The sequence below is a fragment of the Fundidesulfovibrio terrae genome, assembly GCF_022808915.1.
Classification (GTDB): domain Bacteria; phylum Desulfobacterota; class Desulfovibrionia; order Desulfovibrionales; family Desulfovibrionaceae; genus Fundidesulfovibrio; species Fundidesulfovibrio terrae.
In genome coordinates, this window is record NZ_JAKZFS010000002.1 from 734316 (window position 1) to 754627 (window position 20312).

Genomic DNA, 20312 nt, shown 5'->3' on the forward strand with positions numbered 1-20312 from the left:
AGCGTCCCTCCGGGCCTTTTTCATCGGAGTTGGTTGCCGGTCCGCCGGCCGGGCTTCCCGCTTCGCACCGAGGCCGGAAGCGCCGCGCCCTCATTGTCCAGTCGGGGGCTACCGGGGAATATCCAGCGGCAGGCTCACGATGAAGGACGAGCCCTTCCCCTTGGTGGAATCGACGCAGATGGAGCCGCCGAACAGGTCCACCACCCCCTTTACGATGGTCAGCCCCAGCCCCGCGCCCTTGCGGCGCAGGTGGCCCTCCTGACACATCTGGGAGAACTGGTCGAACATGAAGCGGGCGTCGGCCGGGTCGAAGCCGATGCCGGTGTCGGCGACATCGATGATGGCCGTGATTCCTCCGTCGGGCTTTCGCACGTGGGTCAGGTGGAGTTTCACCGAACCGGAGGCGGTGAACTTGATGGCGTTGGACAGAAGGTTGCCGAGCACCTGGCGGAATTTGACCTCGTCGCAGAGCACGGCCTTGGGGAACCCCCGGCTCGTGCGGACGGACAGGGTGATGGCGCTTCGCCTGGCCTGTTCGCTGTGCAGCTCAGCCATGGATTGGGCGATGGCGGACAGGTTGAGCGCCTGCAGCCGGAGCGAATCCTTGCCGGATTCTATCTTGGCGAAATCGAGCAGGTTCTTGGCCAGCTCCAGCACGATTTCACAGGCGTCGGACGCCCGTGTGGCGTATTCCTGCTGTTGCGGGGTCAGGCCGGATTTGCGCAGCAGCTGGATCATGCCCATGACCCCGATGAGGGGCGAGCGCATGTCGTGGCTGAGCACGGCCAGGATGTTCCTGCTGAACTCCTTGGCCTTCTTTTCCGCCTCGACCACGGCCTCGCGGCAACCGCTGCAGGCGTGCAGGTCTCGCGCAGGGGTCATGATGCCTTCGATCCAGGAGGGTTTCCCGGATGCGTCGTGCATCAGCTTGCCGATAATGGATATGCGGATGGGAGTCGGGGCGATGTCCACCAGGTTGCAGGTGACATCGAGGGCGTCGCCGGAGGTCATGCAGTGGGTGAAAGCCTGTTGGAACGCGGGCCAGTCCGCCTGCTGGATCAGGTTTTCCCATTTGAACTCGGCGTCGATCCGGGACAGCGGCCCGCTTGCCGGTTTGTGCAACAGGAAGGAGAGGTGGTTTTCCGTCAGCGAGCCATGACCTCCTGCCTCGGTCAGAAAGCTGGCGGCGGTGGTGTCCTGCGACGGGGGGTCGGCTGTTCGCTCCGTGGAGGTCAAAGCGTATCCTCCTTGCCGAGCCGAGGGCTGCGGAGTTTTGCTTGTAGCGAGGAACCTATTGGGGTGGAACAGGCCATACAGGCTGTGGCCATGACTATAGGCGGCAAGGTTGAGCAACGCAAGCCGGTTTTGAATAGAAATATCAGCTGGTTGGTTCGGGAGGGATTCTTGCGGGCGCGTGTCGTCGCGCGCGCCCGGCCGCAAGGCGGGCGTTTGGGACGGGTACCGCGACGCCCCGTCCCAAGCCTCTCTCGCAGGCCTCCGGCGCGGTCAGCCGGAGCGCTTGCGGCCCTTGCCGCCTTTATCACCTCTGCCGCCCTGGCCGCCCTTGCCCCTGGGCTTGCCCGTGAACTTCCTGCGCTGGCGGTGCGACAGATTCAGGTTCTCGTCCCCGGCCAGCTTGAGGTTCACCTCAAGCCTCCCCAGGTGCACGTCGGTGAGCTCCACCGAAACGTGCTGGCCCAGGCGGTAGCGGCGTCCGGTCCGCTGCCCCAGAAGCTCCTGCCGCTCGGGGAACAGGGCGTAATAGTCGTCGGTGAGCGTGGACAGGCGCACCATCCCCTCGGCCATGACGTCGGTGAGCTCCACCCAGAACCCGAAATCCGACAGCGAGGAGATGACCCCCTCGAAGGTCTGCCCCACCTTGTCCTCCAGGAAGAGCACGGTGATGCGCTTGAGGATCTCGCGCTCGGCCTCCATGGCCACGCGTTCGCGCTGGCTGATGTTCTCGCACACGGCCTGCATCTTGCGCGCGGGCAGGGGGGGCTCGTCCCCGCGCAGCACGGCCTTGAGCCCCCGGTGCACCATGAGATCGGCGTAGCGCCGGATGGGCGAGGTGAAGTGGCAGTAGCACTCCGAGGCCAGTCCGAAGTGGCCCAGGTTCTGGGTGTGGTACTTGGCCTGCATCATGGAGCGCAAAAGCAGCCTGCTGGTGAGGAATTCCATGTCCGTGCCCGCGGCCTTGGCCAGGATGGCCTGGATGCCCTTGGCCGTCGGCTGCGGAGGCAGCGACAGGCCGAGTTCGGTGCGCTTGAGCACGGAAAAGAGCGTCTCCAGCTTGTCCGGGTCCGGCTCGGGGTGGATGCGGTAGGGCACGGGCGCGCCGTGTTCGGTGAGGAACCGGGCCACGGCCTCGTTGGCCGAGATCATGAACTCCTCGATGATCTGGTTGCCGAAGTGGCGCTCGCGCGGGCGTATCTCCACGGCCTCGCCCTGGAGGTTGAAGAGAATCTCCGGCTCGGGCAGGTCGAAGTCCAGGCTGCCGCGCTCCACCCGCCGCTCATGGATGGCCCGGGCCAGCTTTTCGGCCGTCTCCAGCATGGGCAGCACGTGGGCGATATCCCGGCGCACCTCCTGGTCGTCCAGGAAGAGCGCCTGGTTCACCTGGGTGTAGGTCAGGCGGGCCTTGCTGAGGATGACGGCGTTGTAGAAGCGGCTCTCGCCGGGCACCCCGTCCGCCGAATAGACGGTCTCCACCACCATGGACAGGCGCGGCACGCCGGGATTCAAGCTGCACAGGCCGTTGGAGAGCGCCTCCGGGAACATGGGCTCCACGGATTGCGGGAAATAGTATGAGTTGCCGCGCTCCTGGGCTTCGCTGTCCAGGGGCGAGCCCTCGGGCACGTAGTGGGCCACGTCGGCGATGGCCACGAACAGGACGTATCCGGAGCCCTTCTCCGTAACGAGGATGGCGTCGTCGAAGTCCCGGGCCTTGACCCCGTCGATGGTGACGAAGGTCATATCGCGCAGGTCGCGGCGTCCGGCGAAGTCCTCCTCGCCGGGAGCCTGGGGCAGGAGCGCCGCCTGTTCCAGGCAGCGCACCGGGAAGGGGCCGGGGATGGAGTGGTTCAGCTTGACCAGCTTCTCCTGCACGGCCACGTCGTTCTCGTTGCCCAGGGATTCGACCATCTCGGCGGCGTAGAGCTGGTGGTCGAGCTTTTCCCCGGCGGTGAGGGTGTAGACGTCACCCACGGCGGGCGGGGTTTCTCCCGGCGCGACCTCCAGGAGCAGGGCGTGCTTGTGGCGCGGGTCCGTGGGGCGGCACAGGTACAGGCCCTGGCGCAGACGGCGCTCCACCCGGCAGGGCAGCGTGGCCGTTTCGCGCTCCAGCACCCGCACCACCCGGCCCTCGCAGTTGACGCCGCGCTGGCGGGTGAGGGCCACGGCCACGCGGTCGCGGTGCCAGGCGTCGCCGAAGTCGCGGGGGTTTACGAAGATGTCCTTGCGGCGCTTGTCGTCGCAGATGACGAAGCCCACGCCCGAACGCTGGATCTCCAGCCTGCCGGTGAAGAGGCGCATGCTCTCGGCCAGGCCCCAGGCCCCCTGGAGTTTGATGAGGCGTCCGGACTCGGTGAGCTGGTCCAGGATGTGGATGAGCTTGGCCTTGTGCAGCTTGGGCGCGCCCAGCCCGGCCAGGACGTCCTTGAGCGAGAGGGGCTTGCCCTGGCTTTTGAAGAGCCGGAGCACTGCCGTGGAATCGAACGAGCCGTCATGGCGGCGTTTCTTGTCGTGTTTGGCCACGGGGGTGGTGTCCTCGAATCCCGTCCGGAAGTACCGGCGGAGGCAAGAGGTTGGAGGCTTGCGCCAAAGCTTCGCGGCGCTACGCCGTCTCTACCCGGTTTCGCCCGTTGTTCTTGGCCTTGTATAGGGCCGTGTCCACCCGGCGCAACAGCGAATCGATGCTTTCGTCCGGGGCCAGTTCGGCAACGCCGAAGCTGCAGGTGATGTGGATGTCCTCGGGGAAGGGCGTGGATTCCACGATGGCGCGCAGGCGCTCGGCAGACTCCAGGGCGTCCTCCTTGGAGGAGATGGGCGCCAGCAGCATGAATTCCTCCCCGCCCCAGCGCCCGAGGATGTCAGTGTCGCGCACGGCGCGCAGGACGATGCCCGCCAGCTCCTCGAGCACCTTGTCCCCGGCCTGGTGGCCATGGGTGTCGTTAATCTGCTTGAAATGATCGATGTCGAACATGATCAGGGACATGGGCAGGCCGTAACGGCGGAACCGGGCGTGTTCCGCCGTGATGTATTCGGTGAGCCTGAAACGGTTGGCTACTCCGGTGAGGCTGTCCGTGGTGGCTTGGTGGAGCAGCTGGACGCGTTCGCGCTCCAGGGGGGTGATGTCGGTGAAGGTCACCACGACGCGGTCGAGTTCGCGGAAATGCTTGGCCGTAATCCAGAAGGTGTTCTCCTTGGCGCAGGCGTCGCCGGACGGCGAGAAGCAGGCGGTGCGCTGGTGCTGCGCCAGCTCCGGCAGCTGGGAGAGCCAGGAGAAGTCGTTCAGCCGGTAGCGCGTCCCGCCCACGTGCATCTCGTTCATCCGTCCCGGCGCCCCGGCCAGGAGCGACTCCAGGCAGTCCTGCCCCACGAAGGTGAGGAAGGTGCGGTTGGCGTAGTCCACCTTGCCCCCGGACGAGGAGACGATCAGGTGGGGGTTGATGTCGAGCAGATAGGTGAAAAGCTGCCGCCGGGCTTCCTCCTGCTTGCGCTGCATCACTTGGCGCGCGTTTTTGAAGAGAATGGGGGCCATGGCGTCGGGGTCCAGGGGCTTCTGCACGAAGCCGTCCATGCCCACGTCGAGCGCCTGTTGCAGGTAGTGGTCGTCGCTGTAGGCCGTGAGGGCGATGACCGGCGTATCCGGGGATTCCGACTTGATGATGGCCGTCATGGACAGGCCGTCCATGACGGGCATGTTGATGTCGGCCAGCACGATGTCGGGATGCACTTCCCGAAAGATCCGCAGGCCCTCGGAACCGTCGCAGGCGGTGTATACTCGGGCGACCTTGCGCTCGAGCAGGCGGGCGGCCAGTTCGCGCGTCACCCGGTCGTCCTCCACGAAAAGCAGGGTGGTTTGTGAAAGCAGGTCCGCGAGGGCCGGCTCGGACTTGGTCAGGGGCATGGGATGCCTGCCTTCTTGAAATGCGTACTTCGGTGTCACAGGCGAAGATTCACCTTTTCCTTGGTGCCATAAATCGGGTAAGCGTCAAGGAAAAACACGATCCTAAGACTGGAGGAGTGGGAAGCGCATGTCAGCGACAGGGTGTGACGTCATCGGCGAGATCCTCTACGGGAGCGATCTCCCGTTTGAGGCTGTGGACGCGGCGGAAGCCGGACTCAAGGATGCGGTGGAGAACCTGCTGACCGGTTTCGACCCGCTCTACGTGGATTTCCGGGCTTCAGGCGATGGCCTGGGGTTCGTGAGCTCGTTGCGGGAATGCCCCGTGGACGGGCTCGAGGGCGCGTGCGTCGCGCTGTCGCGCCTCCTGGACCCACAGGGCAGGGGGAGGCTGGTGGCGGTGGCGGCCGGTTTGGGGCCCGTGCGCGCCTGGACCTTTTCCGCCCAGGGCTTGGACAAGGCGGAAGCGGCTCGCAAGGGAGGACGCAAGCGTGGATAAGCTGATCGTACAAGACGCCCCCCGGACGCCTGAGCGCGTGCCGTTTCGGCGCATCGTCCAGGAGCGCGGCGAACTGGCCCTCATCGAGGACGGCCCCGTGTTCAACCATCTGGCTTGCTTCACCCTGAAGCCCGGAGCCGGGTTCTTCCGGGGCGGGCACGTGCACCGCTCCAAGGTGGAGCATTTCTACGTGCTCTCCGGCCGGGGCGTTCTCAAGTGGAGCGATCCCGCGACCGGGCAAAAGGGAAGCGAGGAGCTGCGCGCCGGCCACAAGGTGACCATCCTGCCGGGGCTGGCCCACCGCTTCGAGGCGTTGGAGGAGCTGGCCGTTGTGGAGTACTATGAAGGGCTGCACGACCCGGACGACGACAGCCCCTACCATGATTTCGGCTGACGCTTGTGCGAAAAAGAACGATTTTTTTGCTGGTCTCTGCCGTGATTCCGGCTGAGGTTTGGGCAAAAAAGAACGATAGTTTCGCTTCCGATAGTAAAGTTGTAACGAAGGATGGTTTGGTCGTTCGTAATTACGTTTGTCTATGGATTTAGGGGGGGCTATGGGAATCAGGCGCAAGATGTTCCTGCCGTTCGTCGCGGCCACCGTCATCCTGGGTGCCGTTTGTCTGTGGGTGCTTGGCCGCTCGCTTGACGGGGTCGAGGAGAAGTTCGTCGGGCAGATCGTGGCCAGCAAGGCCGGAGAGGTCGAAAACGCCGTCGAGAACGTCTCGCGCATGGCCCTGGAGCAGGCGGTGCTCTTCTCGCAGCTCCCGGGCGTGGTGGAAGCCTACGAGGACGCCCTCGGCGGCGACATCAACAACGAAAAGGATCCCGCCGCCCAGCGCGCCCGCGAGCGCATCCGCAAGGAGACCGCCGGGGCGCTCAAGGGCTATTCCGACAACATGGACGGGCGCAAGTTCCAGCTGCACTACCACCTGCCCAACGCCCGCAGCCTGGTGCGCCTCTGGCGCGACAAGCAGGTGACCCGAAACGGCCAGAAACTGGACATCTCCGACGACATTTCCTCCTTCCGGCCCACCGTCATCGACGTGAACCGCACCGGCAAGTCCGTGAAGGGCATCGAGCTGGGCGAGGGCGGCTTCGCCATCCGGGGCGTGGCGCCGGTGAAGAACGCCCAGGGCAGGCAGTTGGGGAGCGTGGAGGTTCTCGCCGAGTTCGATCCCATTCTGAAGGGGGTCGCCGCGAGCGGGGTGCGGATGCTCCTGTACATGAACTCGGAGTTCCTCCCCATCACAGCGGCTTTGCGTGATCCGGCCAAGAATCCGGTGCTCGGCGGTAAGTTCGTGCAGGTCACAGCCCTTGGCGACAAGGAGGCCGAAAAGCTCGTGACGCCCGAGCTTCTGGCCTCGGGCCAGAAGGCCCTGAGCATCGAACGCCACGGCGAAACGGCCCTGGGAGCCTTTCCCATCAAGGATTACAAGGGCGTTCAGACCGGGGTCATGGTGGCGGTGGTGAACACCTCGGCCGAGGGGGCGCTCATCTCCGGGGCGAAATACACCCTGGCGGCCCTCCTCTGCGCCCTGCTGATAGTGCCCACCCTCATCGCCAGCCTGGCCTTCGTGCGCTTCGTGGGCAGGCCGGTGGACCTCATCGTGCGCAAGATCAAGGACATCACCGAGGACAAGGCCGACCTCACCGCCAAGCTCCCCGAGGATTCGAACGACGAGATGGCGAGCCTGGCGCACTGGTTCAACCAGCTCATGTCCAGGCTGTCGCGGCTGATCGCGCTCAACCAGGCCGTGCTCGACTCCGTGCCCGACCCGCTCTTTGTCGTGGGAGAGGACATGCGGGTGATCTTGGCCAACAGGGCCACGGCCGGGTTCGCCGGGGTGGACCCGGCACAGGTGCCGGGCATGAGCTGCGGCGACATCTTCAAGACCGGCGTGTGCGGAACCGGGCATTGCCCCGTCCAGATGGCCATGGACGGACGGCAGGTGTCCGACGACACCCGCATCCAGTGCGCCAAGGGCGGCAAGCGGGTGGTGATAAAACCCTATGTGAAGGCCATATCCGACGCGGAGGGCCACCTGCTGGGCTACCTCGAGCTGGCCCAGGACATCACCGCCGTGGTGGACCGTGAGGACGCCCTGGAACAGCACCTGGGCCACCTCAAGACCGTCAACGCGGAGATCACCGCCGTGGCCGAGGAGATCACCGGCTCGCTATCGTCCATCTCGCGCCAGGTCGAGGACGTCACGTCAGGGGCGGGTCTCCAGCAGCGCCGCGTGGAGGAGACCATGGCCTCCATGAACCAGATGTCTTCGGCGGCCCACGACGTGGCCCGAAGCGCACAGGCCGCGGCCAACGAGGCCGAGGAGGCCAGGTCCACGGCCCGCGAGGGGGAGAACGCCGTCCGGGAGGCCACGGAGGTCATCAACGCGGTCAAGGCCCAGACCCAAATGCTCATGGGGAACATGACCGGGCTGGGCCAGCGGGCCCAGGACATCGGGCGCATCCTCACCGTGATTTCCGACATCGCCGACCAGACCAACCTGTTGGCCCTGAACGCGGCCATCGAGGCGGCCCGCGCGGGCGAGGCCGGACGCGGTTTCGCCGTGGTGGCCGACGAGGTGCGCAAGCTGGCCGAAAAAACCATGCAGGCCACGGGCGAAGTCACCCAGGTGATCTCCGCCATACAGGAAGAGACCAGCAAAAACCTGGGCGTCACCGAGAAGGCCGTCCAAACCGTGGACGAGGCCACCGCGCTCTCAAGCCGGTCCGGCGAGACCCTGCACCGCATCGTGGATCTCGTGTCCAGCACGGCCGGGCAGGTGCAGACCATCGCGGCGGCGGCCGAGGAACAGTCCGCCGTGAGCGAGCATATCAGCAAAGCCCTGGACGACGTCAACGCCGTGTCCCTGAACACCGCCAGGGGCATGGACGAATCCGCCAGCTCCATCGCGGCACTGAGCCGGCTGGCCGACAGGCTCAAGACCGTCAGCAACCACGGCGCATAAGCGAAGCGCCCCGCCGCGTCTGGAGATCGGACGTGGCGGGGCGTTTGATTCCATGGTCCAGGATGCGCCCTAGCGCGTCCTGCCGGGCAGGGCCCGGGCTCCTTCGCCGCCTTCGCGCTTGAGTTCCTCCACCAGGTTTTCCAGCACTCGGGCTTGTTCCTCCATCTCTTCCACGGCCACTGCGGCCTGGCGCGTGATCTCGGATGTTTCGGCGGAGATGCGGCTTATGTCATCGATGCTCCTGTTGATCTCCTCGCTGGCGGCGGACTGCTCCTCGGCGGCGGTGGCGATGGAGCGCACCTGGTCAGAGGCAAGTTCCACAAGGCTCACGATGTCCTTCAGGGCCTCCCCGGAAGAGTTGGCCAGGGCGGTGGCCTCCTCGATGAGCCGGGCGGACTGCTCGACGTTCTCCACGTTCTTTCTGGCCCCCTGCTGCACGGCGTGGATGGCGTCGCCCACCTCCTTGGTGGCGGCCATGGTCTTTTCGGCGAGCTTGCGCACTTCGTCGGCCACCACGGCGAAGCCGCGTCCGGCCTCGCCCGCGCGGGCCGCCTCGATGGCCGCGTTCAGGGCCAGCAGGTTGGTCTGGTCGGCGATGTCGTTGATCACGGTCATGATCCGGCTGATGCCCTCGGCCTGCCTCCCCAGGGTGTCCATGTCCGTCTTGAGCTCCTGGGCCTGGGCCTTGACGTGCCCGATACCGTCCACGACCTTGCCGACGATGCCGGCGCCGTCCTCGGCCTTGGTCCTGGCCTGCTGGGCCGTTTCGGACGCCTCTCCGGCGTTCCTGGCCACTTCGAGCACCGTGGCGTTCATCTCCTCCATGGCCGTGGCCGTCTCTTCCGTGCGGGAGGCCTGGGCGGCGCTTCCCCTGCTCGATTCGGCCATCTGGGCGGTCAGATCCTTGGAGGCGGAGCCAACCACGGCCACCACGCCCTCGATCTTGCGCGCCGCGGCGAGCATGCCCTCGCTCTTGGCCAGTTCGGCCCCGGCCCTGGCCTCGTCGGCCTGGGCCGTGGCCACGCGCGCGATCTCGGCCTGTTTTTCGGCCTCGCGCGTTTTAATGTTCGAGGTTTCGATCATCTCCTTGAGCTTGCCCACCATGACCGTGAGCGAGTGCGAAAGACGGCCGATCTCGTCCTTGCGGGCGATCGTCAAGGTCCTTTCCAGGTCGCCCAGGGCCACCGCTCCGGCGAAATCGACGTTGGCGGCCAGGTCCGCCACCATCTTGCGCACGATCAGAAAGATGGTCAGGCACACCAGAAGGATTCCCGCGCCGCCGAAGGCCAGGGTGGTGTTGCGCACGGCCCCGGAGGCCCGGGCGATGTCCTGGCTGTTCACGGTGACGGCCACGGTCCAGCCGGTCAGCTTCTCCCTGGTGAATATGGCGGACTTCTCGGTTCCGTTGAAGGTGTAGTCAGCCACACCCCTCTCCTGTGCCAGGATCTTCTTGCCCCAGTCCTGCTGCGAGATGTCCATCTTCAGGATGAGTTCCTTGTCTGGATGGGCAAACACCTTGCCGGACTTGTCCACCATGAATGCGTAGCCCGTCTGCCCCACCTTGATGGGGGCGATCATCTCCTCTGTGAAGCTGGCCAGGTCCACGCGGGCGAAAAGGATGCCTGCAACCTTGCCCGCGACCGCCACCGGGGCGGCCACGATGAACACCGGCTTGCCCGTGGCGCGGCTGAGCAGCGGTTCCGACACGTTGGCCTTGCCCCCGATGGCCTGCTTGAAATAATCGCGGTCGGCGAAATTGCCCGAGGTCTGAGGGTCCGTGCTCAGGACAACGGAGCCCTTTGAGTCCAGCAGGGTAGCCGCCTGGACGGCGGGCGTAAATTTCGTCATCTCGGCCATGGCCGAGGAGGCCACCTTCCTGGCTTCCTCGGACGGGTTCTCGTGCGCCAGGGCTGCGCCGACCGCGGCTGTCCTACTCTGGGTTGCGAGGATTCCCTGGATTCCTTCGACATAGATATTCAGGCCCTTGGACGTGGAATCGGCGATATTGCGCGAGGAATTGATCAGTTCGGTCCAGAGTTCCTCGGAGGCCTTGCGGTAGGAGAAGACGCTGGACAGGGCCATGCTGAGGATCACCGTGCCGAGGGTGGGGAACAGGAGTTTCCATTGCAGGCCCATTCTCATCGCGCTCCTCCTCGCTGGTGACTTGTCGGGATATGATTCTTTTTGGTTAGCAAAGCGATGGACATTTTGGAATCATTTTCATTTCGGGAGCGATTGCGCGATGCGGGCGGAAGGGTGGTTTCCTCTTGACCGGCGGCGCGATGGGGGGCACTCCAGGGGGCGCACCGTTCACGCTCATGGCATGCAAAGGGATTCTCATGAATTCAGTTCGTCTTTTCCGTTCGTTTTCGTATCTTATCGTTCTCGCGTTTCTGGCTGGCGCCTGCTCCACCACGCCCCATGACGTCACATTCGAGCCCAAGCCCAAGTGGTCCGCCAGCAAGCCGCTGGACGACCTGAAGGAACTCCCCCAGGACGCCCTGGCCTACATGGACAAAGCCAAGGCCGACGCCCCGCTTCTGACGCCCGAGACGGCCAAGATGCGCTCCGAGATATATATCGACCGCCTCTTCGCCCCCTGGCGCGGCGGTAATCCCGCCTACGCGCGCAAGTCCGCCAACAGATCCCTGGCGGCCTATTCCCGCAATCCCGGGTACGACGCCAGCGGCATGGCCCACCTCAAGCCCTGGGCGGACCGCATCGCCTGGAACGCCAACCTGCGCGCCTTCGGCTCCCAGCGCCGCCCGGCCATCGCCGTGAACAACACCAACCTGCGGGCCATCCCCACCATGGACCCCCGTTTCGGAACGCCAGGGCGCCCGGGGCAGGGCTATCCCTTCGACCTGCTCCAGGTCTCGGCCCTGTGGATCGGCACTCCCGTGCTGGTGGACCACATTAGCCGCGACGGGGCCTGGGCGCTGGTGGAGACGGCCATCGCCCCCGGCTGGGTGCGCACCGCCGACCTGGCCTACGTGGATGATCCCTTCATGTCGCAATATCTCTCCAAGGCGTTCGGGACGGTCATCGCCGAGAACGTCCCCCTGCTGCCGGGCGTGCAGGCCGGGGTGGGGGCGGTGCTGGCGGTGGAGGACACCGACGGCGTGCGGCTGCGGCTGGCCGTTCCCGCGCCGGGGCCTGGAGGCCGCGCCGAAACGCGCCCCGTCTGGGTCACCCAGGGGCAGGCCGGGCTCATGCCCATGCCGGCCACCGCATCCAACATCGCCCGGGCCGCAAACCAGATGATGGGCCAGCCCTACGGCTGGGGCGGCCTGGACGGCAAGCGCGACTGCTCTGCGGCCACCCGCGACGTGCTGGCCCCGTTCGGCCTGTGGCTGCCGCGAAATTCCGCCGCGCAGGCCAAGTCGGGCATGTACATCCCGCTGGAGGGCATGACCGGCGAGGAAAAGGAGCAGGCCATCCTGAAAAACGGCGTGCCCTATTCCACCTTGGTCTGGATGCCGGGGCACATCCTTCTCTACATCGGCCAGTACAAGGGACATCCGGTGGTCTTCCACGACGTCTGGGGCATGCGCACCCTGGAACCCAACGGCACCGAGGGGCGCAAGGTCATCGGCAAGGCGGTGGTCACCACCTTGCGGGTGGGCGAGATCTATCCCGAGGTTGGGCCGGAGCGGATCATGCTGAACCGCGTGCGCGGGATCACCCTGGTGGCCCCGGCCGGGGGCAAAGACGGACTGGAGCCCGAAGGCGAGGCCTCGGAGGAAGGACAGCTGCAGTAAAAGCGTCACTCCCATTGCGGCAGCGCGAGTACGATCAATAAAGAAGCCCGGCTCAAGCCGGGCTTCTTTTATTCCAGTCGTTGTCGTCCCGAATCCGCGTTTTCGATGCCCGGTCTGGCCAATGATACGGAATTCCAAAAGGGCCGGCCCCTTTGGCCGCCGGAGGCTTCCCCTCCCGCCTTGCTCCGGTTTCTCTACAGGAATCTCTCGATGGTAATCCCGAGCGTCCTCGGGTCCAGGCAGGCTTCGATGTCCAGGCCGCCGTCGGCTGCCTTGGGCGTGGCGGCCAGGTCCACGTACACCGGCAGTTGCGGCACGAGCTTCTTGGTGAAGACCACCTTCACCAGCGGCCTGGAGGGGCTCGCGGGCCGGGATTCCACCACCACGCCGTAGGTCTGGTCGCTTAAGCGCACGAAGGAGCTGGCCGGGTAGACCCCGAAGCACTCCACGAACTTTTCGAGAAGCCCGGGATGGAAGCTCTCGTTGCGCCAGGAGAACATGGCCTTGAGCGACTCGTGGGGCGTATACGCCTTCTTGTAGGCCCGGTCGCTGGTGAGGGCGTCGAAGATGTCCACGATGGTCAGGATGCGCGAGAAGGAGTCCTTCTCGTCGGCCTTGAGCTGGCGGGGGTAGCCCTGGCCGTCGTAGCGTTCGTGGTGGTGCAGAACCCCGTGGAGCACGTCCTCGGGGATTTCCGGTTGTCCCTTGAGCAGCTCGTAGCCGATGCGGCTGTGGTGCTTCATCACCTCGAACTCTTTTTCAGAGAGCCGGCCGGGCTTGTTGAGTATCTCCAGGGGAATCCGGAATTTGCCCACGTCGTGGTAGAGCCCGGCGAAGGCCAGGCGGCGCAGGCCGTCCTGATCCATGCCCAGGTGCCTGCCGAAGATGAGGCTCAGAAGCGACACGTTGAGGCTGTGGCGGAAGGTGTAGTCGTCGTAGTGGTGCAGCTTGGCCAGCAGGTTCATGTGGGTGGGATTCTCTTCCACGCCGTTCATGAGAATGTCCACGGCCTCGAAGGACTGGGTGAAGTCCACGTCGAGGCCCTGGCGGACCTTGTGCATCACGTCCATGACGTGGGACAGGCACAGGGCGTAGACCTTGCGGGCGGCGCTCGGACCCTGGAAGCTGAAGGGCGGCTCGGCCGCGCCCGGGGACAGCGGGGTGCAGGACTTCTTGGACTTGGCGTCGTCGATGGTGACCGAAGTCACGCTGAGAGCCTTGAATTCGTCGATGCGCGCTTTGGAATGGACGTAGTCCCGGACATGATGGAACGGATTGTGGAAGGAACCGTCGCCGTAGCATTCCACGAACATGCCTACGACAAGTTGGCTGAGGGGTATTTCCTTGAGCATGCGATCCTGGAAAATGCGGGATCGCTCATACAATAGCACGCATCGCTTCCGCCGGTAAAGGCGCAAGGGAGGGAAACCCTCCGTATCGAAGCCGAATTCTGCGTGCCGCAACCGGGATCGAGCCTGTGCGCCTCCCGGATCAGCCAGGCGGACGCGGCGTCAGCAGGCGCAACGGTACAGCTCCCAGGTCTTCATGAAGGCCAGGTCGAAGGAGCGGTTCTCCATGGCGGCCCTGGCGGCCCGGCTCATGCGCAGCCTGCGCGGCTCGTCGCGCACCAGCTCCTCCATGGCCCCGGCCAGCCCGTCCGGGTCCACTGTCTCCACCACCAGGCCGGTGCGGCCTGCGTCCACGTTTTCGCGCGGCCCGCCGAAGGGGGTGACGATGACCGGGAGTCCCGACGCCTGGGCTTCCAGAACCACGTTGCCGAAGGTGTCGGTGGTGCTCGGGAACACGAACAGGTCGCAGGAAGCGTAGAGCCCGGCCAGTTCCTCGCCCTGGACGTAGCCGGTGAACACCGCCCCCTTTCCGGACAGGGCGCGCTTCATCTCCGCGAGATACGGCCCATCCCCGGCGACGACCAGGTTCGCGCCGGGGTGGGTCTTGCGCAGCTTGAGGAACGCCTCGGCCAGAAGGTGGAGGTTCTTCTCCCGGGAGATGCGCCCCACATAGAGCAGGCTCGTCCCCGATTCCAGCCCCCAGCGCTTGAGGGCGCCATTGCGCTTGGCCGGGGTGAAGCGCTCGATGTCCACGCCCCTGGTGAACAGGGTGATCTTGGACGGGTCGATGCCCTTGTCGGCCAGCTCGTCGCCGGTGGCCTGGGAGGGGACGAACACCTTGTCCATCTGGTTGTAGTACCAGAGCATGTACTTCCACATGAGCTCTTCCATGGCGTCGTCGCCGGTGAGCACCTTGGCGTACTGCGGGAAGGCGGTGTGGTACGTGCCGTAGATGGGCAGTTTCAGGATGCGCGAGATGCAAAGCGCCGCAAGCCCGATGGGCCCGGGGGTGGCGGAGTGCAGATGGGTGAAGCCCTGTCCGTAGACGTATTCGAGCATTTCCAGAAACGGCGGGTAGTGGAAGGTCTGGCCCGGATACTCCGGCAGCTCGCAGCTGCCGATGGGCGCGAACTGCTTGACGCCCGGCATCTCCTCTCCATTGCCGCAGGAGCAGGTGACCACCTTGAGCTCCTTGCCGTGCTTGTTGGCCATGTTCACCTGCATCTTGAGGGTGAGGGCCACGCCGTTGACGTCATGGAAGGTGTCGGTGAAATGCCCGACCCTGGCCTGCCTGTCCGCGCCGTCGCCGCGCAGGGCGGCGTGGGCCTCGCGACAGAGCGTCCGGTCCTTGGTGAAGACGGTGTAGGCCACGAAATAGGGGGCCAGCACCGTATAGAGCGCCCCGGCCGCGCCCAGGCCGTTGAAGATGTCGAAGATGTTGGCTCCCGACAGCTGCGTCAGCAGCCGGTCCCCGAACCCGGCCAGCACCTTGTTGGAGGCGCGGGTGACGAAGCGAAACCACTCGTCCTCCAGGGGGCGGCTTCCGGTCAGACCGCTTTTGGCCAGGGAGTAGAGGACCTTGTCCTCATGGATGAGAGTCTCGGCCTCGTGGCGCAGGAGCTCCGGCAGGGAACCGGTGTCCGGCTTGCGAGACTTGCGGGTCATGCCGGTCCAGAAGGATTGAAGCTTGAAGATCATGCCGGACTTGCGGTGCGGATCGCCCGACAGGAAGCGGTCCATGAAGGTGAGGAACACGTCTTTGTCCACGTAGCGGTCCAGGCCGAACTTGGATTTATAGAACTGGTAGGCGATGGCGTAGAGGTTGTGGGCCATGGCCTTGGGCGAGGCCGGACGCCCGCCGGGCCGGGACCGGCCCGCGTCGATGCCCGCAAGGAACTCCGCAAGGGTCTTCGCCTCGGGCACGTGGGTGTGCATGCTGGCGATGTTCAAGGAGCTGTGGTCGTCGGAGCCGCCGGTGACGCTTTTGATCCAGGGCCTGTCGCCGTACGGCTCGATGCCGTGGCGGTCGGCCAGGCGATCGATGTCCTTGGGGGTAAGATGCGCCAGGATGTCCCGCAGGCTGTCGTTCTGGTAGGCGTCGCGGGTGCCGTTCAACTCGAAGTTGGAGAACATGAGCAGCATCCGCTCGAAGTGCCAGGGGGTGAGCTTGTCGTTCACGCCGAAAAGGGGGTGGGCGATGATGTGGGTGATCTTGCGCTCCCGCAGGTAGGGCACCAGGTCGTAGATGTTCTCGCGTATCATCTGGAATTCCCGGTGGTGCTCCTCGGTGATGTCAAGGGCCAGCACGTGGGCCTTGCAGCCGTCCTCCGGGAAGTAGGTGGTGATCTCTTCGCTTATGAAGGCGCCCGGCAGGTGGGCGATCTCCAACGACCCGGCGATGGTGTTGTGGTCGGTGATGGTCACGCGGGACATGCCGCGCTTCCTGGCGATCTCGTAGAGCCGCCTTGGCTCGGTGAAGCTCTCGGGGCAGCCGAGCTTCTGCAGGAACCACTGGGAGGGGCGGGTGGAGTGCTTGGAGTGGACGTGGACGTCGATCTTCATGGTCTGCCTCCTTTGATCGGAGGACCTACCACGGGCAGGCGTGCCTGGTGTTACGCCGCGCGGAGCATTGCGTGACGTATGGGAACGGGATGGTGACGAAGCGGTGGCGCTACTTCTTGAGGGCGGCCTGCTCGCTGACGTAGAAGACGTAGTTCCCGGCGATGCCGCCGCTGCCCTGGCCGCCGGCCGTGGGTGGCTTGGAGGCGGTGAACATGCCGCCGTAGCCGAAGCTGACGTAAAATCCGCCGGAGGGGCGCTCGACGTGCTTAAGCACGAACTGGAACGGGAAGCCGGAGGCGGGGATCTTCTGGGCGGGGTAGTTCTTGGTCGAGGAAACGAGCACGTCTCCGTGTTCGTTGCAGAGGTAGGCATTGATGGACAGATTGTCCACGGAGTCCGCCCAGGGGGGGATGTTCTCCTTGATGGGCCAGGCGGTGCCCGTCACCTCGAATCCTCCTTCGTGGGGCTGTGTTTTGAAGTCGAAGTGCATGAACTTGGCGTAGAGCTTCTGGCTGCCGCCGTCCTCCCAGGGCTTGAGCTGCAGGTGCGCGGCCGAAAGCTTCGCCGAGCATCCGGCGCAGGCCATGGCCAGGATGGCCAGCAGGGGGATCAGCCGCGCGAGGGGGGATGCGCTTGGGCGAAAGTGAAGCATGCCCGCAGATACCCCGAAACGAAACGTCGTGGCAAGTCCGGAGCCGAATGACGCGTGTTCGTGACAAACCGGCACCGCCGGAGCCCGACCGAACGCGCAGCACACGCGTGAAAGGACAAAAAGGCGGCCGGAACGGTGTTCCGGCCGCCACCGGGCCTGTGCGTTGTGATCAGCCTCAGAACTTGTACTGCAGCCCGACGACAGCCAGGAAGGCTTCGCCGCTCTTGGCCTGGTTCACGAAGTTGCGTCCCCACACGGAGCGCTCGAACTCGCCGTGGGACCAGCCCACGTTGGCCATGAGGGCCAGGTTGTCGTAGATGGCGTAGGTGTTGTCGAGGTTAACGGCCACCACGTACTCGTTGACGGTCAGGTCGCGGCCCATCTGGAAGAACCCGCCTACGCCCAGGATTTCGTTGGCGGTGCGCAAGGCGCTGCTGGAGTTGTTGCCGTGGGCGTAGGCGGCGGTGAGGCGGTGGGTCAGGTCCTTCAGGAAGCTGACCTTGTTGAGCGAGGCGGTGAAGCCCCAGGCGCCCACGGGATTGACGCCCATGGTGCTGGCCACGAAGGCCTGGTCGGAGTCGAAGAGCATGGAGGTGCTGGCTCCCCAGGCGGGCACGAGCTGGGGCAGGCGCTCGGAGCCGTTGCGCAGGGAACCGTCCTCGCCGGTGGACCACCAGAAGGACACCTGGGGGGTGACGGAGTCGAAGCCGGTATACTCGGCCGCAACGTCCAGGAACAGGCCGCCACGACGGTTCTTGGCCCTGTCGGAGCCGTTGCCTTCGCCGTAGATGACGTCGGCGTAGAACTTGAAGGGGTCGAGAGCGGTCACTTCCAGGGCGGCGCCGGTCCACCAGTAGACATTCTGGCCGTTGCGGCTGCCGGTGGGGTCGATGGCGAACTGCCCGGCCGAGAAGAGGTTTGTGGCCAGGGTGCTGTTGTAGGACCCGGCTCCGCCGACGCTGGTTCCGGCGTAGTCGGCGGCGCGGCCGGCCACGGCCAGCATGGCCCAGGGGGTGGCGCTCACTCCTTCCATGGTGATCGGCAGGCTCAGGTAGTAGGCGTCGAACTCGTCGGGGACCTGCTTCGTGGTGGTGTCGAAATCCTTGTTGGTGTCCAGCAGGCGCAGGAAGGCGCCCTGGACGGCGAAGACGTCCTTGACCACCGGAATGCTGACCACTGCCGCCGCCACTTCGGTGTCCAGGATGATGGAACTGCCGCCAAAGAAGGTGCTGTGGGCCACGGTGAAGGGCTGGCGGCCGATGGTGAACTCCACGTCGGTGCCGGGCCACTTGAACTGGAGGAAGGCCTGGTAGACGTCCACGGAGACGGCCGGGTTGTCCACGGTCATGGTGCCATGGCCCCAGGCGGCGTCGTTGACCCGGATGCCCAGGCGGAACTTGAGCTCCTCGCCCGCGATGAAGTCGGTGCGCAGGCGGAAGCGCTCCCAGACGGTCATGGGATCGGCGGTCTGGGTGCCGTCGCCGCTCCATCCGGTGTAGTTGCGCTTTTGGAACCAGTTGGCGTGGATGCGGACGTCACCGGCCATCTTGACGTCGGTGTCGGCTTGCGCGGCGGAAGCCGCAAGGGACATGGCGGCCAGAAGAACCAGGGCCAGAAGGCGTTTCATGTTATCTCCTCGCTTGCAGTAGAGAGTTGAGCCCGTGACGCGTCCAGTTGGGCGGAAACCCGCGCTGACGGGGCCTCCGGCGCCTCCTGGGATGAATGGGGCGTCGATGGGGAGGGATAAATGAAACTGATTCTCATAGTCAAATTGAGTTGTCGACAATCGTTACTCGCATAGAACGGGACGGGATTTCCGGCGATTGGACACAAAAAAAGCGGCCGGGGCAAGCCCCGGCCGCAAGGAAGGCAGGTAATCCGCAGACTAGAACTTGTACTGCAGACCGAAGGCGACCTTCCAGGTGTCGCCGTCGTTGGCGCGGTTCACGAAGCGGCGGCCCCACACGGACTTCTCGAAGGAGCCGTGGGCCCAACCGGTCTCCACGATCAGAGCCAGGTTCTGGTAGATGTTGTACTGGTTGTCGAAGTTGATGCCCATGACGTACTCGTTGGTGGTCAGGTCACGGCCCATCATCACGTACTGGTTGGGGCCGGTGCCGGTGAGCAGGTTGGCCGTGCGCAGAGCGCGAGCGGAGTTGGTGCCGCGGGCATAGGTGAAGGCCAGGCGGTGGGTCAGATCCTGCATGAAGCTGATCTTGTCCAGGGCGAACACGAGGCCCCAGCTGCCGATGGAGCTGGTGGGCATGCCGCCGAAGTTGAAGTCCTGGTTGCCGAACATGAAGGAGTTCGAGGGACCCCAGTAGTTCACGACGGCGGGCAGGCGCTCGGAGCCGTTACGGGTGGAGCCGTCTTCACCGGTGGAGTACCAGAAGGTCAGCTGGGGGGTGACGGCGTCGAAGCCGGTGTACTCGGCGGCGACGTCGAAGAACAGGCCAGCGCGCTTGCTCTTGCCGCGGTCGTTTCCGTTGCCCTCGCCGTACACGATGTCGGCGTAGAACTTGAAGGGATCAAGCGCGGTGACGGCGAAGGAGGAGCCGACCCACCAGAACACGTTCTGGGAGTTCTTCAGGCCGACGGGAGCAGCGTAGGTGCCGGCGGAGAACAGGTAGGTGGCCAGGGTCTCGTTGGTGTTGGGTCCGCCGTTGCCGACGAAGGTGCCGTAGTTGGCGTTGCGGCCGGCCACGGCGATCATGCCCCAGGGGGTGGCGCTGAAGCCGTCCAGGGTGATGGGCAGGGTCAGCAGGTAGCCGTCGAACTCGTCGGGGACCTGCTTGGTGGTGGTGTCGAAGTCCTTGTTGGTGTCGAGGAAGCGGATGAAGCCGCCCACGACCTTCAGCTGGTCAACGACGGGGATGGCCACCAGCGCGGCGGCGGCGCGGGTGCCACCGAACACGGGGTTGGAGCCCAGCCAGTCGGCGGACATGGGCAGGTCGACGTTCTGCAGGCCCACGGTGAACTCAACCTGGGTGTTGGGCCACTTGAACTGCATGAAGGCCTGGTAGACCTGGATGGAGACGGCCGGGTTGTCCACGGTGAAGGTGCCGGCGCCCCAAGGAGCGTCGTTCACGCGGATGCCCAGGCGGAACTTCAGGCCTTCGTTGGCGATGAAGTCGGAACGCAGGCGGAAGCGCTCCCAGATGGTCAGAGAGTCGTAGGTCTGAGAGCCGGCGGCATTCCAACCGGTGTAGTTGTACTTGGACCAGTAGTTGCCGTAGACGCGGGCGTCGCCGGTCATCTTGACCTCGGTGGCAGCCGAAGCGGCCACGGCGCCGAAGGCCATGCTGATGAGCAGGGCCAGAGCCAGAATGCGTTTCATAGAGAATCCTCCTCCTCTTGTTGAAAAAAAAGCTGCCCTTGCCACAGGTGGG

13 protein-coding genes are annotated in these 20312 nt (G+C 65.1%); 4 read left to right on the forward strand and 9 right to left on the reverse strand.

The window, feature by feature from the left end; translation table 11 throughout:
• Positions 1–108 precede the first annotated feature (108 nt).
• The 3 genes from ML540_RS10465 to ML540_RS10475 all read right to left on the reverse strand — a co-directional run bounded on the left by ML540_RS10465 (position 109) and on the right by ML540_RS10475 (position 5131).
• A complete protein-coding gene (locus ML540_RS10465) occupies positions 109–1236 on the reverse strand; it encodes a sensor histidine kinase (protein WP_243360691.1) in 1128 nt (375 codons plus the stop codon).
• A 270-nt stretch (positions 1237–1506) separates the two neighbouring features.
• A complete protein-coding gene (gene rnr, locus ML540_RS10470; protein WP_243360693.1) occupies positions 1507–3756 on the reverse strand; it encodes a ribonuclease R in 2250 nt (749 codons plus the stop codon).
• 79 nt (positions 3757–3835) lie between these two features.
• The gene (locus ML540_RS10475; RefSeq protein WP_243360695.1) at positions 3836–5131 is read right to left on the reverse strand and encodes a GGDEF domain-containing response regulator; all 1296 of its coding nucleotides are present in this window, start codon (positions 5129–5131) and stop codon (positions 3836–3838) included.
• Between the two features lie 127 nt (positions 5132–5258).
• Here ML540_RS10475 and ML540_RS10480 point away from each other — a divergent pair, with 127 nt between their 5' ends.
• The 3 genes from ML540_RS10480 (at position 5259) to ML540_RS10490 (ending at position 8599) form a co-directional block, all read left to right on the forward strand.
• On the forward strand, positions 5259–5627 hold the full coding sequence (locus tag ML540_RS10480) for a hypothetical protein (RefSeq protein ID WP_243360697.1): 369 nt from the start codon (positions 5259–5261) through the stop codon (positions 5625–5627).
• The gene (locus ML540_RS10485) at positions 5620–6021 is read left to right on the forward strand and encodes a cupin domain-containing protein (protein WP_243360700.1); all 402 of its coding nucleotides are present in this window, start codon (positions 5620–5622) and stop codon (positions 6019–6021) included. The genes ML540_RS10480 and ML540_RS10485 overlap by 8 nt, the downstream gene beginning before the upstream one ends.
• A gap of 160 nt (positions 6022–6181) precedes the next feature.
• A complete protein-coding gene (locus ML540_RS10490; RefSeq protein ID WP_243360701.1) occupies positions 6182–8599 on the forward strand; it encodes a methyl-accepting chemotaxis protein in 2418 nt (805 codons plus the stop codon).
• Positions 8600–8668: 69 nt separating this feature from the next.
• On the opposite strand, the gene ML540_RS10495 is transcribed toward ML540_RS10490, so the two are convergent.
• A complete protein-coding gene (locus tag ML540_RS10495) occupies positions 8669–10741 on the reverse strand; it encodes a methyl-accepting chemotaxis protein (protein WP_243360704.1) in 2073 nt (690 codons plus the stop codon).
• Positions 10742–10938: 197 nt separating this feature from the next.
• Between ML540_RS10495 and ML540_RS10500 the strand changes: the two genes are divergently transcribed.
• Complete coding sequence (locus ML540_RS10500; protein ID WP_243360706.1) at positions 10939–12360, forward strand: C40 family peptidase; 1422 nt, start codon at positions 10939–10941, stop codon at positions 12358–12360.
• Between the two features lie 194 nt (positions 12361–12554).
• Here ML540_RS10500 and ML540_RS10505 read toward each other — a convergent pair whose 3' ends face one another.
• The 5 genes from ML540_RS10505 to ML540_RS10525 all read right to left on the reverse strand — a co-directional run bounded on the left by ML540_RS10505 (position 12555) and on the right by ML540_RS10525 (position 20260).
• A complete protein-coding gene (locus tag ML540_RS10505; protein ID WP_243360708.1) occupies positions 12555–13712 on the reverse strand; it encodes a cyclic di-GMP phosphodiesterase in 1158 nt (385 codons plus the stop codon).
• A 159-nt stretch (positions 13713–13871) separates the two neighbouring features.
• Positions 13872–16271, reverse strand: coding sequence for a glycosyltransferase (locus ML540_RS10510; RefSeq protein ID WP_243360711.1), 2400 nt, complete (start codon positions 16269–16271; stop codon positions 13872–13874).
• Between the two features lie 109 nt (positions 16272–16380).
• Positions 16381–16923 carry a hypothetical protein gene (locus ML540_RS10515; protein ID WP_243360714.1) on the reverse strand — a complete coding sequence of 181 codons (543 nt, stop codon included), beginning with the start codon at positions 16921–16923 and terminating at the stop codon, positions 16381–16383.
• 175 nt (positions 16924–17098) lie between these two features.
• Complete coding sequence (locus tag ML540_RS10520) at positions 17099–18550, reverse strand: outer membrane homotrimeric porin (protein ID WP_243360716.1); 1452 nt, start codon at positions 18548–18550, stop codon at positions 17099–17101.
• Between the two features lie 258 nt (positions 18551–18808).
• Entirely contained in the window at positions 18809–20260 is a 1452-nt protein-coding gene (locus tag ML540_RS10525; protein WP_243360718.1) for an outer membrane homotrimeric porin, read from the reverse strand.
• Positions 20261–20312: the final 52 nt, after the last annotated feature.